The following is a 14,718-nucleotide window of genomic DNA, read 5'->3' on the forward strand; positions in this document are numbered from 1 at the left end:
TCAGTTGATGAACCGCAGGTCGTTGATCCAGCCGGCGGCGACCGCCATCACGTAGAAGTCGGTGAGTGCCAGGGTGCCGAGGGTGATCCAGGCGAGCTGCATGTGCCGGACGTTCAACCAGGACACCCCGGTCCACGCCTTGTAGCGCATCGGGTGCTTGGAGAAGTGCTTGAGCCGCCCGCCGATGATGTGCCGGCAGGAGTGGCAGGAGATCGTGTACGCCCACAGCATCACCACGTTGCCGATCAGGATGATGTTGCCCAGGCCGAAGCCGAAGCCCTCGGGGGAGTGGAAGGCCAGGACGGCGTCCCAGGTGTTGATCAGCGAGATGATCGCGGCGGCGTAGAAGAAGTAGCGGTGCAGGTTCTGCCCGAGCAGCGGGAACCGCGTCTCGCCGCTGTACGACTGGTGCCCGTCCGGCACCGCGCAGGCCGGCGGCGACAGCCAGAACGACCGGTAGTACGCCTTGCGGTAGTAGTAGCAGGTCAGGCGGAACAGCAGCAGGAACGGCAGGGTGAGCGCCGCGTCCGGGATGATCCACCAGCCGGGCAGGAACTGGCCGAAGTGCGAGGAGCCCTCGACGCAGCGGTCGGTGACGCAGGGGGAGTAGAACGGCGTCAGGTAGTGGTACTGCTCCACCCAGTACCACTTGTGCATGAAGACCCGGACCGTCGCGTAGATGACCCACGCGCTGAGCCCCACCACTGTGATCAGCGGGGCGATCCACCATCTGTCGGTCCGCAACGTCTTCGCCGCGATTGCGGCGCGTGCCCGCCCTCCCCGCGGCTGCGGTCTCGGCGTCCTGGCCGACGTAGTTGTCATTCGAGTCATCTCCCTGACGTCACTGTCACGTCCTGCGCACGCGCGAGGCCACACCGGCGAACCGGTGCGGCTAAGTGACACACGTTACGCCGATCTTCACGGCCCGGCCGCGCAACGCAGTGTCCCGTGTGTCCCGCAGCTTGGAAAGAGTCAGTTCATGATCAATGTGGCGGGTCGGTCGAACGGTGCGCCGACCGGTGGCGTGGCGCGCCCGGCGGCGTACCGGATCACCCGGACGCGCCGCCGGTGAAGTGCCAGGAGGACAGCCGAAGCGCCGGACCCTCGTACCAGGACCCGTCGACGCGGCCCGGCTGGCGGACCGCCGTCCGGCCCAGGCCGAGCACCCGGCCCGGCCCCAGCGCCCGGGGGTACGACTCGGTGAACCGGAAGTCGCGTACCGCCCGGGTCGGCACACCGTCCTCGACCAGCCACACCCCGTTGCGGGTCAGCCCGGTGATCACCAGTTGCTTCGGGTCCAGCACCCGCGTGTACCAGAAGTCGCTCACCAGCAGCCCGCGCCGCATCCCGGCCACCAGCGCGGCGGTGTCCGGGTCGCCCACCGCCCCGGTCACGCCCGCGCTCACCGCTCCGGCGGCGACGGCCCCGCCGGCCACGCCCGCGTCGGTCGTGCCCGTCAGCAGGCGGATGTTGTGCGGGATCGGCCCGAACGTCGCGCTGTCCGGCATGCCGTGCCCGGTGGACCCGGCGCCCGCCTCGGCACCGGCACGCCTGTCGTACGCCACCGCGCCGGTGGTGCCGCCCTCGACCAGCGGCAACGCCCGCCTTGGCGTGCCCTCCAGGTCGAACGGCAGCGTGCTCGCGTGCAGCGGGTCGTCCACCAGCGTCACCGAAGGGTCGAACTGTGCCGTGCCCGGCTCGGCGAAGGACTGCCGTTCGGCGTACCGCTTGCCGTTGAAGCCGTACCAGGCCAGGTTGTGCAGCAGGTCGGCCACGGCGGCCGGTTCGAGCACCACCTCGTAGTGCCCGGGCGGCAGCTCGACCGGGTCGGCCGCGGCGCGCGCCTTCGCCGCCGCGCGGGCGCCGAGCGCCGCGCCGTCGAGATCGGCCAGCCGGTCCGCGCAGAGCCGCGCCACCCCGTCGGCGCCGCCGGCACGCGCGATGCCGTCCATCGCCGCCTCGGCCGCCCGGCCCACGGCCGTGTGCCCGGCCGAGTTGGCGAACGCCCCCGACCGGTACGCGGTGCGGCAGTAGCCGGCCGCCTCCAGCCCCTCCACCGCCTCGACGAACGCGCGTACCCGCTCGGCCCGCTCGTCCGGCGAGGCGAACGCGGTGGCCTCGTCCACGGCCGGGCCGGACGGCACGGGCACCGGCGCGGTGAGTCCCGGCCAGGCCGGGTCGGGCGGCGCGAGCCGGGCCGCGGCCCGGGTCCGCTCGACGAGCGCGGCCAGGCCGCCGGCGTCGACCCGGCTGCCGCTGCCGGTCACGGTCCGCCCGTCCACGTGCAACCGCAGGTGTACGGCGACGCCGGTCTCGGACACGTTCTGGTGGACGAACGAGTTGGCGAACCGGGTCAGCGCCAGGTCGGAGCGGGTCACCAGCACCTCGGCCTCGGCGGCCGGACCGGCCGTGTGCCGGACCAGGTCCACCACCCCGGCGGCGATCTCCAGTTCGGCACTCATGCCGGCACTCCGCTTCATGCCCGCACCCCCACCCGGACGCCGCGGAACCGGGCCGGCGCGGCCGGGTGACCGGTGTGCCCGACCTGCCCGGGCTGCCCCTTCCCGCAGTTGGGCGTGCCCCAGGCGACAGTCTCCGAGGAGAGCATGTCCATCGAGCGCCAGAAGACCGGGCCGATGCCGGTGTAGGTCGGGTTGCGCAGCATCCGCCCCCGGCGGCCCTTCTTCACCTCCCAGCCGACCTCGCAGCCGAACTGGAAGTTGAGCCGCTTGTCGTCGATCGACCAGGACCGGTTGATGTCCATCAGCACCCCGTCGTCGGTGGCCGCGACGATCTCGTCGAGCGTGTGCGGGCCGGGTTCCAGGCCCACGTTCGTCATCCGCACCATCGGCAGCCGCGCCCAGCCGTCGGCCCGTACGCTGCCGCCGTGGTCCAGGCCGGCGACGGCGGCCGAGTCACGGCCGGCGAGCACCCCGACCCACCGCCCTTCGCGGACCGCGTCCCGGGCGACCGCCGGCGAACCCTCGTCGTCGTAGCCGAAGCTGCCCAGCGCACCCGGGATGGTCGGGTCGATCGTCACGTTCATCAGCTCGGAGCCGTAGCGCAGCGAGCCGAGCCGGGCCAGGTCGAGCCAGGACGTGCCGGCGAACGCCGCCTCCCAGCCGAGGATGCGGTCCAGCTCGATGGCGTGCCCGACCGACTCGTGGATCTGCAACGCGAGCTGCTCGCCGCCGAGGATCAGGTCGGTCTCGCCGGCCGGGCAGAGCGGCGCGGTGAGCAGCTCCTGGGACTCCTCGGCGATGCGGGCGGCGTGTGCGGCCAGGTCGAGCGAGGTGACCAGCTCCCACCCGGTGGTGCCGTACTGCCCGCGGTAGCTCGGGTAGGACCGGCGCTGGGTCTCGCCGTCACCGATGGAGGTGGCCGAGATGCCGCCACCGCACTCCCGGATGCGCTGGTCGATCCGGTGGCCCTCGCTGGAGACGAACCACTTCGAGGTGTCCCAGATCTGGTAGAGCCCCTCGGCCAGGTCGGCGCCGTGCTCGCGCATCGTCGCCGTGGCGCGGGCCAGCAGGTCGCCCTTGTCCGACAGCGGCACGCCGAGCGGGTCGACCGCGCAGTCCGAGGCCCAGGTCGCCACCGTCGCCTCGACCGGCACCAGGTCGATCGGCGGGCCGGGAACCCGCGCGCTCGCCGTGGCGATCGCCGCGGCGCGCCGCCCGGCCTCGCGGGCCGCGGCGTCGGACAGATCGGGTACGGCGTGGAAGCCCCATCCCGATCCGACGAGCGCGCGTACGCCCAGCCCGATGCTCTCGTCCTGGCTCAGCTCCTCGATGTCGCCGTTGCGGGCCGACATCGACTCGTAGCGGCGGTGCATGACCCGGGCGTCCGCGTACCGGGCGCCCGCGTCGAGAGCGGCCTGGACGGCGGCGGTCGCCGCGTCGAACTCGCTCATGCCGGCACTCCGCTGCGCTGCGTGCCGGCATGAGGCACCTTCGCGCCGCCCCGATGATTCGCTCGCTGACGCTCGCTCATGCCGGCACTCCGCTGCGCTGCGTGCCGGCATGAGGCACCTTCGCGCCGCCCCGATGATTCGCTCGCTGACGCTCGCTCATGCCGGCACTCCGCTGCGCTGCGTGCCGGCATGAGGCACCTTCGCGCCGCCCCGATGATTCGCTCGCTGACGCTCGCTCATGCGCCCGACCCTAGGCGAGCGCGCCGACATCCGTCAGGGGACGAGATCCTCCGGCCGGATCGTGGCCTGGACGGGCTCGGCCAGCTCCAGCACGGAACCGGGCTTGGTCACCGACACCTCCCGGTAGTGCCGGCCCTGCCGCCGGTGGAGGTGCAGCGTGCCGGTCTCCTGCTCCACCAGCAGGTACCACTCGATGCCCGCGGCGGCGTAGTAGTGCATCTTGAGCACCTTGTCGGTCGCCGCGTTGCCGGGTGAGATGACCTCGCACACGAGCCGCACGTCCCGCGCCTCGATCATCGGCTCGTCGAAGTCGATCGACTCGGTGACGACCAGGTCGGGAATCGGTATGCGGCCTGGCCGGAGCCGGACGTTGACCGTCTCCAGCAGTTCCAGGCCGGCGTGCTGGGCCGCGGCCTCCAGCAGATTGCCGAGGTTCCGCTGGATTCGCTGGTGCCGCGGAGTCGGTGCCGGTGTCACGTGCAGGCTCCCGTCGAAGAGTTCGACGCGTTGCCGCGTCTCGCCGAGGGCGAGGTACTCCTCTTCGGTCCACGGGCCGTCGTGGCCGAACACCGCCGCGGTCATGGTCGCCTCCACCTCGTGCCGACAGGAATCGTCCCTTCGTCACCGGGACCATGGTCGCACCCCGGGTGCGACGACGAGGCCGAGATGCCGAATCGTGGCCGTGAATGTCCCAGGTGAGGGGCGTGCGGACGGGAGACCGAGTCGTTACGCTCTCACCGCTGACAGACCGCTCGATGTAGCTTATTTTCGCCTCCAAGGGTTTGCTGTAGGTTCTCTTCATCACCGAAGGGGAGGCGGTCAATGGGCAGGTCGGAGGCGGTGCCGTCCGGGGAGCCGGACCGCCCGGAGGTGCCGGAGCAGCGATCCGGCGACGGGCCCTATCTCCAGGTCAGGGATCTGCGGGTGCGGTTCGACACCGAGGACGGTGTGGTGCGGGCCGTGGACGGGGTGTCGTTCGCGGTGGAGCGGGGTCGCACGCTGGGGATCGTGGGGGAGTCCGGGTCGGGTAAGAGCGTGACGTCGCTGGCGATCCTGGGTTTGCACAACGCGAAGCGGACGGCCATCTCGGGGGAGATCTGGGTGGGTGGGCGTCAGCTGGTGGGGTTGGGTGAGGAGGAGGTGCGGCGGCTGCGGGGCCGGGACATGGCGATGGTCTTCCAGGATCCGTTGTCGGCGTTGCATCCGTATTACTCGGTGGGTCGGCAGATCGCGGAGGCGTATCGGGTGCATCACCCGAGGGCGGGTCGGCGGGAGGCGCGCACGCGGGCGGTGGACATGCTGGGCCGGGTGGGGATTCCGCAGCCGGGGAAGCGGTTCGATCAGTATCCGCATGAGTTCTCGGGTGGGATGCGGCAGCGGGCGATGATCGCGATGGCGTTGGTGAACGATCCGGATCTGCTGATCGCCGACGAACCGACCACCGCCCTGGACGTGACGGTGCAGGCGCAGATCCTGGATCTGCTCAGTGATCTGCAGGAGGAGTTCCGGTCGGCGATCGTGTTGATCACGCACGACCTGGGTGTGGTCAGTCAGGTGGCTGATGACGTGTTGGTGATGTATGCGGGTCGGGCGGTGGAGCACGGGAGTGTGGAGCGGGTGTTGCGGGCGCCGCAGCATCCGTACACGTGGGGGTTGTTGTCGAGTGTGCCGTCGTTGCACGGCGACGCGGACGCGGACCTGGTGCCGATCCCGGGTAACCCGCCGTCGCTGATCAACCTTCCGCCGGGGTGCGCGTTCCACCCGCGCTGCCGGTACGCCGACGTCAACGGCGACCGCTCCCGCACCGACGTGCCCGAGCTGGGGCCGGCCGGGGCGCCCGGTCACCTGGTGGCCTGCCACCTGTCGGCGGCCGACCGGGAGCGGATCTACCGCGACGACATCGCCCAGGTGGGAGTGGCCCGATGAGCACCGAGACCGAGCCGTTGCTGTCGGTGCGGGGGCTGACGAAGCATTTCCCGGTGCGGCAGGGTCTGCGTGCCCGGGGTGCGGTGCGGGCGGTCGACGGCCTGGACTTCGACGTGCGGCCGGGGGAGACCCTCGGGCTGGTGGGGGAGTCGGGGTGTGGGAAGACCACGACCGGGCGGATGCTGGTGCGTCTGCTGGAACCCACCGCCGGCAGCATCACCTTCGCGGGTCGGGACATCACCCACGGTGGGCGTCGTGAGTTGCGGGCGTTGCGGCAGGACCTGCAGATCATCTTCCAGGACCCGTACGCGTCGTTGAACCCGCGCCACACGGTCGGGCGGATCGTGGCGATGCCGTTGCAGGTCAACCGGATCACCCCGCCGGGCGGGGTGAAGAAACGGGTGCAGGAACTGCTCGAACTGGTCGGGTTGAACCCGGAGCACTACAACAGGTATCCGCACGAGTTCTCCGGCGGGCAACGCCAGCGCATCGGCATCGCCCGCGCCCTCGCCCTCAAACCGAAACTGATCGTGGCCGACGAGCCCGTCTCGGCGCTGGACGTGTCCATCCAGGCGCAGGTCATCAACCTGCTACGCGACCTGCAACGCGACCTCGACCTGGCGTTCGTGTTCATCGCCCACGACCTCGCCGTCGTCCGGCACTTCTGCCACCGCGTCGCCGTCATGTATCTCGGCAAGATCGTCGAGATCGGTGACCGCGACACCATCTACACCCGCCCCCAGCACCCCTACACCCGGGCCCTGCTGTCCGCCATCCCCGACGTCACCGCCCTCGGACCCGCCGGACGCATCCGCCTCACCGGCGACGTGCCCACCCCACTCAACCCACCGTCGGGCTGCCGCTTCCGCACCCGCTGCTGGAAAGCCACCGACCACTGCGCCACCGAGGAACCGGCGCTGGTCACGCGGGACGGCGGCGGGCAGCTCACCGCCTGCCACTACCCGGAGAGCGGACCGGTCGGCGTGCCGACCGGCGAACCCGTGGAGGTGTCGAAATGAGCCTGTCGCCGGTCGAGGGTGTCGCGCTCGCCGAGATCGAGTCCCCCGGGCAGGAGCCGGACGAGAAGAAGCGGCTCGTCGGCCGCTCACCCGGCCAGCTCGTCTGGGCCCGGCTGCGGCGCGACCGCACCGCCATGGTCAGCGGCATCGTGCTGGCCCTGTTCATCCTGGTGGCGGTGGCAGCGCCGCTGATCCAGCGGCTCTACGGCGTGTCGCCGAACCAGCAGTTCGGTGAGCTGCTGGACGCCACCGGCATGCCGCTGGGCTACGTGGGCGGCGTCAGCGGCGACCACTGGTTCGGGCTGGAACCGGGCCTGGGCCGGGACATCTTCATCCGGATGATCTACGGCATCCGGACGTCGCTGCTGATCGCGCTCGGCGCCGCGCTCGTCACCACGACGATCGGCGTGGTGCTCGGGATCGTCGCCGGCTTCCTGGGCGGGGTGGTCGACTCGGTGATCAGCTGGATCACCGACGTCGCGCTGGCGTTGCCGTTCCTCATCTTCGCGCTCGCCGTGGTGCCGACGTTCTCGCTGCGCTTCTACGGCCCCCGGGACGCGGTGCCGACGTGGTTCGCGGTGACCACGCTGATCGTGGTCTTCGCCGCGTTCGGCTGGACCGGCACGGCCCGGCTCGTCCGCGGGCAGGTGGTCTCGCTGCGCGAGCGGGAGTTCGTGGAGGCGGCGCGGGCCAGCGGCGCCGGGCTCGGGCACATGCTGTTCCGGCAGTTGCTGCCGAACATCTGGGCCCCGATCCTGGTGGCGTTCTCGCTCGCCGTGCCGTCGTACGTCACGGGGGAGGCGGCGCTGTCCTTCCTCGGCGTCGGCCTGCCCGAGTCGGTGCCGAGCTTCGGCCGGATGATCTACCGGAGCATCGACTACCTGCAGACCGACCCGGCGTACGTCTTCTTCCCCGGCATCACCATCTTCGCGCTCGTGCTGGCGTTCAACCTCTTCGGCGACGCGCTGCGCGACGCGCTCGACCCGAAGTCGTCACGGTAAGGGGTTCGACGACATGGTGCGGTTCCTGCTGAAGCGGCTGCTGCTCGCCGTCTCGGTGCTGCTGGCGGTGAGCATCGTCAGCTTCCTCATGTTCTTCGCGCTGCCCCGCGACCCGGTGACCGGCATGTGCCCGAAGAACTGCAACGCCGAGCGACTGGAGCGGGTGCGTACGGAGCTGGGGCTCAACGACCCGAAGCCGACGCAGTACGTCAACTACATGAAGGGCATCTTCGTCGGCCGCGACCTGGGCAGCGCGCAGGGCGGCAAGTGCGAGGCGCCCTGTCTCGGCTACTCCTACGTGAACAGCGAGTCGGTGACCGACACGTTCGCCCGGGTGCTGCCGGTGACGCTGAACATCGTGCTTCCGGCGGCGGTGCTCTGGCTGGCGCTCGGGGTGGGACTCGGGATGATCTCCGCACTACGGCGGGGGTCGCTGCTCGACCGCATCTCGATCGGGTTGACGCTCACGTTCGCGTCGCTGCAGCTCTACTTCGTCGGCGCCGTGCTGCTGCTGATCTTCGTGTACTCGCTGAAGATCCTGCCGACACCCCGGTACGTGCCGTTCCTGGAGAACCCGGTGGAGTGGGCGCGCGGCCTGGTGCTGGCGTGGGTGACGCTCGCGTTGCTCTTCTCCGCGATCTACGCCCGGCTGTCCCGGGCGCAGATGCTGGAGACGCTCTCCGAGGACTTCGTCCGGACGGCGCGGGCCAAGGGCGTGGCGAAACGCAAGGTGTACGGACGGCACGCGCTGCGCGCGGCGATCACGCCGATCGTGACGATCGCCGGTATCGACGTCGGCGCGGCGCTGGGCGGCACTGTCATCACCGAGACGACGTTCGGCATCCAGGGGCTGGGGCGTACGGCGGTGGAGGCGGTGCGCCAGGGCGACCTGCCGACCATCATGGCCACGGTCCTGGTGTCGGCGTTGTTCGTGGTGGTGGCGAACATCATCGTCGATCTGCTCTACGCGTTCATCGATCCCCGGGTGCGTCTCGGCTGACCTCGGCGTCGCCGGTGGTCGATCGTTGTGCCCCCGTTATCTGCTCGAAATTTACCGCGAGTGAAAGCTAGGCGAAGCTTTCCTTCATCGGACCCGAGGAGTTGAGTATGCGAGCAAGACTCGCCACCGCCATGGGCGGCGCGATGGCACTGGTGGTCGCCCTCAGTGCGTGCAGCAAGAACACCGGCGACAGCGGCGACAGCGTGGACACGAACAAGCCCCGCAGCGGCGCCATCGCGACCGACCCGAAGGACTCGCTCGGCCCCGCGGCCGAGGTGCCGGGCGCGGCCAAGGGCGGGACCTTCTACATCCTGCGGGAGAGCAAGATCTCCCACCTGGACCCGCAGCGGGTCTACTCGTTCGCCGGCCTGATGGGCAGCCAGCTCTACGCCCGCTTCCTCACCACCTTCAAGGACGACGGCAAGGGCAACGTCACCCTGGTCGGCGACCTGGCCGAGACGCCCGGCAAGAACGTGAACAACGACTGCAAGGTCTGGGAGTTCACGATCAAGGAGGGCGTCAAGTTCGAGGACGGCCGCCCGATCACCTCCAAGGAGATCGCGTACGGCATCGCCCGCTCGTTCGACCCGGACCTGACCGGCGGCCCCACCTACCTGCAGGAGTGGCTGGCCGACACCCCGCAGTACGACACCAAGTGGGACTTCAAGAAGAACAAGACCTCGCTGCCTCCGGGCCTGACCACGCCGGACCCGCGCACGCTGCGCTTCGAGTTCAACAAGCCCCGCTGCGACCTGCCGTTCGCGGTGTCGCTCCCGGCCACCGCGCCGCTGCCGCCGGACAAGGACACCGGCGTCAACCTGGACAACATGCCGTTCTCGTCCGGGCCGTACCGGTTCACCAAGATCCAGCCCGGTGTGGAGATGGTGCTGGAGCGCAACCCGAACTGGGATCCGGCCACCGACGCCGTGCGGCACGCGTACCCGGACAAGTTCGTCTGGACCCTCGGCGCGGACCAGAACACCCAGACCAACCGGGTCCTCGCCGGCACCGGCAACGACGCGGCGGCGGTGGCCAGCGGCGGCGTGCCGTCCGAACTGCTCGCGAAGATCACCGGTGACCCGGCGCTGAAGGCGCGGATGATCGTCGCCGCGACGCCGAACGTGTTCCGGCTGAGCATCAACACCACCCGCGTCACCGACCTGTCCGTGCGGCAGGCGATCAACTACGCGATCGACCGCAGCAGCATCACCAAGAACCTCGGCGGCCCGTACGGCGCCATGCCGCTGACCACGCTGCTGCCCCCGACCACGCTCGGGTACAAGAAGTTCGACGCGTACCCGGCCGGCGAGAGCGGCGACCCGGCGAAGGCGAAGGAGGCGCTGGGCGGCAAGTCGGTCAACCTGGTGCTCGGCACCGGGGACGAGACCTGGCAGCAGGAGACCGCCACCCAGGTCAAGAACGCGCTGGAGAAGGCCGGCTTCACGGTCACGGTCAAGCCGATCCCCGCCGACGGCTACCTCGACTTCGTGAAGAAGAAGGACAACCCGTGGGACATCTGGGTCGACTCGTGGGCTGCCGACTGGCCCAGCGGCGCCTCCGTCCTGCCGGTGCTCTTCGACGGTCGCGGCCTCAAGGCCGAGGGCAACAGCAACACCTCCCAGCTCAACAGCGAGGCGATCAACGCCGAGTTCGACCGGGTGCTCGCCCTCGACCCGGCCAAGCAGGCCGACGAGTGGAGCAAGCTGGACGAGAAGCTGATGAAGGAGTCGGCGCCCGCGGTGCCGCTCTACAACGAGGTGGTCTCCGTGGCCCACGGTGAGAAGGCCGGCGGCCTCTTCATCGGCAGCATCTTCGGCTGGCCCAGCTTCGTCAACGCGTACGTCAAGCAGTAGCCACACCTGTGGTTGACGGAAGGGCCCCTCGTCGAGGGGCCCTTCCTCACAGGTAGCGGCGCAGGAAGTCCAGCTCCAGCCGGAGCAGGCGCTCCGACACCCCACCGGCGGCCAGGTGACTCGCGCCGGTCAGCGGCAGCACCGCGTGCGGGCGGCCCGTCGCCAGCAGCGCCGCCGACAGCCGCAGCGTGTGCGCGGCGAGCACGTTGTCGTCGGCCAGGCCGTGCACCAGCAGCATCGGCCGGGCCTGCGCCGGGTCGCCGAGCGGCTCGGCCGCCAGCTCGACCAGCGAGTGGTGGGCGTAGACGTCCATCCCGTCGTCCGGCATGCCGAGGTAGCGCTCGCTGTACGCGGTGTCGTACAGCGCCCAGTCGGTGACCGGCGCGCCCACGATCGCGCACGTGAACAGCTCCGGGTGGCGCAGCACCGCCAGCCCGGCCAGCCAGCCGCCGAACGACCAGCCGCGCACCGCCACCCGCTCCAGATCCAGATCCGGGTGCTTGTCGGCGAGCGCCGTGAGCGCGTCCACCTGGTCGGTGAGGATCACGTCCGCGACCCGGCGGTGGATCGCCTTCTCGAACGACGGCGCGATGCCCGGGGTGCCCCGGTTGTCGATGGTGACCACCGCGAAGCCCTGCTCGGCCCACCACTGCCGTTCCAGCCAGACGCTGCGGGCCGCCACCACCTCCTGGTGGCCGGGCCCGCCGTAGATGTCCAGCAGCACCGGCAGCCGGGTGCCCTTGACGTGCTCGGCCGGGTAGAGCACCGCGCTGGGCAGCCGCCGGTCGGTCACCCGGACCATCGTCGGCCGCGGCGCGTACGAGCAGGTGGCGGCGAACGAGCGCAGCTCACCCACCTCGCGGTCGCCGTGCCACACCCGCCAGCGGACCCCGGCGTGCTCCAGCGACGCGATGCCGACCGCCAGTGTGGACCCGCCGATCGAGGCCGTGTGCCAGCCCGGGTCGCTGCCCATCCGGCGGGCGTCCATGCCGCCACCGATGGTGGTCCGGACCCGGTAGAGGTGCCGCTGGCTCGGCTCGCCCTCGCTCGCCTCCACCAGCAGGTCCGCCGCCGCGTTCGGGCCGTTCGGCAGCCGCCCGACCACCCGCCGCACGTACAGCGAGGGTGGGGTGAGCAGCGTGCCGTCGGCGAACAGGCAGCGCGCGTCGTACCCGTCGTGGGCCAGCTCGCCACCGACCAGCACCCGCCCGTCGGGCAGGTGCGCCGGGGTGCCGGGGATCGGCTCCACCCAGCGCGGATCGGCCAGCTCGGCGTGCACCTGCGTCTCCCCGGTGCGTGGGTCCACCGCGAGTACCAGGCCGTGCTGCTGCGATCGGCGCAGCACTGTGATCAGCGGGCCGCCCTCGGTCCAGTCCACCGAACTCAGGTACGGATAGGTCTCCCGGTCCCAGTGCACGTCGACCCAGCCGCCGTCGAGGTCGAGCAGGTGCAGGCTGACCTCCGCGTTCGGCCCGCCCGCCACGGGGTACGCGAGCGACGTCGGCGGGCTCGCCGGGTCGGCCGGGTCGTGCAGGTACCAGCGTTCCAGGCGGGACTCGTCGACCCGGGCGGCCAGCACGCTGCGGCCGTCCGGCGCCCACCAGTAGCCCCGGTAGCGGTGGAACTCCTCGGCCGCGATGTGCTCGGCCAGCCCCCAGGTGACGCCGCTGTCCTCGCCGGCGAGCAGGTTGTCCGTACCGTCCGGCTCCACCACCCGCAACTGGCCCCGGCGCACCCCCTCGGCGGCGTCGGTGACGTACGCCAGCCGCTCACCGGCCGGGTCGGGCCGCGGGTCGATGACCGGCCCGACGGCCGCCACCTCGACCACGTCGCCGTGCACCAGGTCGGCCCGGAACAGCCGCCCGGCCAGCGCGAACGCGGCGACCCGGCCGGCCGAGTCCAGCGCGTACGAGCCGATGCCGCCGGAGCTGAGCCGCAGCCGCTCGCGCAGCGCCCGCTCACCGGGAGCGAGGCGGGCCGGCTCGGCGTCGGTGCCCAGCAGCACCGCCGGGTCCGCGACCAGTCGTTCCTCGCCGCTGTCGACGTCGAGCAGCCAGAGCGCGTCGGCCGGGTCCTCCGGTCCCGCGGAACGCAGGAAGATCACCCGGGCACCGTCGCCCGCGACGGCGACGGCGCGCGGCGCCCCGTGGCTGAACCGACGGGTACGGGCGGCCAGCTCGGGAAAGTCCACGCCTGCAGAGTAGGCGGGCGCCGGGGGTGATGTGGCCGACCTGGGCGGACGCATCACCGTCGAGCGGGCAGGACCGCCGGTTAGAGTGACGGGCGTGACGACCCTGCCCGACCGACGCCTCCTGCTGGTCCACGCGCATCCCGACGACGAGTCGATCGGCACCGGCGCGACGATGGCGCACTACGCCGCCACCGGCGCCCACGTCACGCTCGTGACCTGCACGCTGGGCGAGGAGGGCGAGATCCACGTCCCGGCCCTGGCCCAGCTCTGCGCGGCCGAGGCGGACCAGCTCGGCGGCTACCGGATCGGCGAGCTGGCCGCGGCGTGCGCCGCGCTCGGCGTCACCGACCACCGGTTCCTCGGCGGCGCGGGCCGCTACCGGGACTCCGGGATGATGGGCCTGACCACCAACGAGCACCCGCGGGCGTTCTGGCAGGCCGACCTGGACGTCGCCGCCGGCTACCTGGTGGAGGTCATCCGCGAGGTCCGTCCCCAGGTGCTCGTCACGTACGACCCGGACGGCTTCTACGGCCACCCCGACCACATCCAGGCGCACCGGGTGGCGATGCGGGCGGTGGAGCTGGCCGCGGCCGAGGGGATCGCCCCCGCGAAGGTCTACTGGACGGCCATGCCGCGCAGCGTGCTCGACGCGGGCCTGGAGACGTTCACCGAGTCCTCGGACAACCCCTTCGCCGGCATCGAGAGCGCCGACGAGCTGCCGTTCGGCACGCCGGACGCGGAGATCGCCGCCCGGATCGACGGCACCGACCAGCACGCCGCCAAGGAGGCGGCGATGCGCGCCCACGCCACCCAGATCCCGGCCAACTCCTGGCTCTACTCGATCGCCGGCAACTTCGGTGGCGAGTTCATGGGCGTGGAGTACTTCACGCTCGCGGTCGGCGAGAAGGGCCCGGGCGCCGGCCCGTACGGCTGGGAGGACGACCTCTTCGCCGGGATCGCCCTGGACGGCACGCAGCGGTCCCCGGTCGCGGCGGCCGGTCTCCGGTGACGCTGCCGGCCGTACCCGTGTCGACCCTTCCCGAGCAGCCGCCGACGCCCGCGACGCCGAGCCCGGCGGAGCGGGTGCTCGACCGCGCCCTGCGGGTGGCCGGCGGCGTCGTCACGGTCTGGGCCGGCGTCCTGCTGGCGCTGCTCGACCTGATCTTCGCGACCTGGGCCTGGGAGACGGTGCAGGGCCGCTCCGGCGGGCTGCGGGCCCTTCTCGGGGTCGGCCTGGTGGCCGCCGGCGTCGTCGCCGTGGTGGCCACGACGGTGCTGCTGGGCCGGTTCGCCCACCGGTCGACGGGTACGCGCTGGGCGGTGGCGCTCGGCGCGCTGCCGTGGTTCCTGGTGATCGTGGTGGGTGGTTTCCGGACCGTCGAGGGCGACCTGGCGCTCGCCGGTGACAACGTGCTCGGCCTCGCGTTGATCGTGGCCGGCGCGGTCACGTTCGCGGTACTGGGCTTCCGGCACCTGGTGACACCACCGGACGCACGGTGAGGTGCTGACGCCGCACAGCTCGCGGTGGTAGACATTCCTGCCAAGAGGCCCGCCGAGGGAGCGGGCGGTACGGCG

Annotated in this window: 12 protein-coding genes; 7 read left to right on the forward strand and 5 right to left on the reverse strand. The window is 71.4% G+C overall.

Annotation, left to right across the window (positions count from 1 at the left end):
* The 4 genes from ACN27C_RS12920 to ACN27C_RS12935 all read right to left on the reverse strand — a co-directional run bounded on the left by ACN27C_RS12920 (window position 1) and on the right by ACN27C_RS12935 (window position 4,735).
* The gene (locus ACN27C_RS12920) at window positions 1-822 is read right to left on the reverse strand and encodes a hypothetical protein (protein ID WP_121685313.1); all 822 of its coding nucleotides are present in this window, start codon (window positions 820-822) and stop codon (window positions 1-3) included.
* A gap of 227 nt (window positions 823-1,049) precedes the next feature.
* The gene (locus ACN27C_RS12925; RefSeq protein WP_422751228.1) at window positions 1,050-2,480 is read right to left on the reverse strand and encodes a TldD/PmbA family protein; all 1,431 of its coding nucleotides are present in this window, start codon (window positions 2,478-2,480) and stop codon (window positions 1,050-1,052) included.
* Window positions 2,477-3,913, reverse strand: coding sequence for a TldD/PmbA family protein (locus ACN27C_RS12930; RefSeq protein ID WP_422751229.1), 1,437 nt, complete (start codon window positions 3,911-3,913; stop codon window positions 2,477-2,479). Before ACN27C_RS12930 ends, ACN27C_RS12925 begins: the two co-directional genes overlap by 4 nt.
* A 273-nt stretch (window positions 3,914-4,186) precedes the next feature.
* Window positions 4,187-4,735: a Uma2 family endonuclease gene (locus ACN27C_RS12935; protein WP_422751230.1), complete on the reverse strand. Its 549-nt coding sequence runs from the start codon at window positions 4,733-4,735 to the stop codon at window positions 4,187-4,189.
* Window positions 4,736-4,975: 240 nt separating this feature from the next.
* Between ACN27C_RS12935 and ACN27C_RS12940 the strand changes: the two genes are divergently transcribed.
* The 5 genes from ACN27C_RS12940 (at window position 4,976) to ACN27C_RS12960 (ending at window position 10,952) form a co-directional block, all read left to right on the forward strand.
* Entirely contained in the window at window positions 4,976-6,079 is a 1,104-nt protein-coding gene (locus ACN27C_RS12940; RefSeq protein ID WP_422751231.1) for an ABC transporter ATP-binding protein, read from the forward strand.
* Window positions 6,076-7,098 carry an ABC transporter ATP-binding protein gene (locus ACN27C_RS12945; protein WP_350815550.1) on the forward strand — a complete coding sequence of 341 codons (1,023 nt, stop codon included), beginning with the start codon at window positions 6,076-6,078 and terminating at the stop codon, window positions 7,096-7,098. Before ACN27C_RS12940 ends, ACN27C_RS12945 begins: the two co-directional genes overlap by 4 nt.
* Complete coding sequence (locus ACN27C_RS12950; RefSeq protein WP_073828805.1) at window positions 7,095-8,099, forward strand: ABC transporter permease; 1,005 nt, start codon at window positions 7,095-7,097, stop codon at window positions 8,097-8,099. The genes ACN27C_RS12945 and ACN27C_RS12950 overlap by 4 nt, the downstream gene beginning before the upstream one ends.
* Window positions 8,100-8,112: 13 nt before the next feature.
* Window positions 8,113-9,099, forward strand: coding sequence for an ABC transporter permease (locus ACN27C_RS12955; protein WP_091422104.1), 987 nt, complete (start codon window positions 8,113-8,115; stop codon window positions 9,097-9,099).
* Between the two features lie 107 nt (window positions 9,100-9,206).
* Window positions 9,207-10,952, forward strand: coding sequence for an ABC transporter substrate-binding protein (locus ACN27C_RS12960; RefSeq protein ID WP_355506369.1), 1,746 nt, complete (start codon window positions 9,207-9,209; stop codon window positions 10,950-10,952).
* A gap of 46 nt (window positions 10,953-10,998) precedes the next feature.
* Here ACN27C_RS12960 and ACN27C_RS12965 read toward each other — a convergent pair whose 3' ends face one another.
* Entirely contained in the window at window positions 10,999-13,143 is a 2,145-nt protein-coding gene (locus ACN27C_RS12965; RefSeq protein ID WP_422751232.1) for a prolyl oligopeptidase family serine peptidase, read from the reverse strand.
* A gap of 85 nt (window positions 13,144-13,228) precedes the next feature.
* Between ACN27C_RS12965 and mshB the strand changes: the two genes are divergently transcribed.
* Together mshB and ACN27C_RS12975 are read left to right on the forward strand one after the other, a co-directional pair.
* Window positions 13,229-14,152 carry an N-acetyl-1-D-myo-inositol-2-amino-2-deoxy-alpha-D-glucopyranoside deacetylase gene (mshB, locus tag ACN27C_RS12970; protein ID WP_199733075.1) on the forward strand — a complete coding sequence of 308 codons (924 nt, stop codon included), beginning with the start codon at window positions 13,229-13,231 and terminating at the stop codon, window positions 14,150-14,152.
* Window positions 14,153-14,169: 17 nt separating this feature from the next.
* Window positions 14,170-14,643, forward strand: coding sequence for a hypothetical protein (locus tag ACN27C_RS12975; protein ID WP_422751233.1), 474 nt, complete (start codon window positions 14,170-14,172; stop codon window positions 14,641-14,643).
* Window positions 14,644-14,718: the final 75 nt, after the last annotated feature.

Source organism: Micromonospora sp. WMMD1219, assembly GCF_049315215.1.
Lineage (GTDB): Bacteria > Actinomycetota > Actinomycetes > Mycobacteriales > Micromonosporaceae > Micromonospora > Micromonospora tulbaghiae.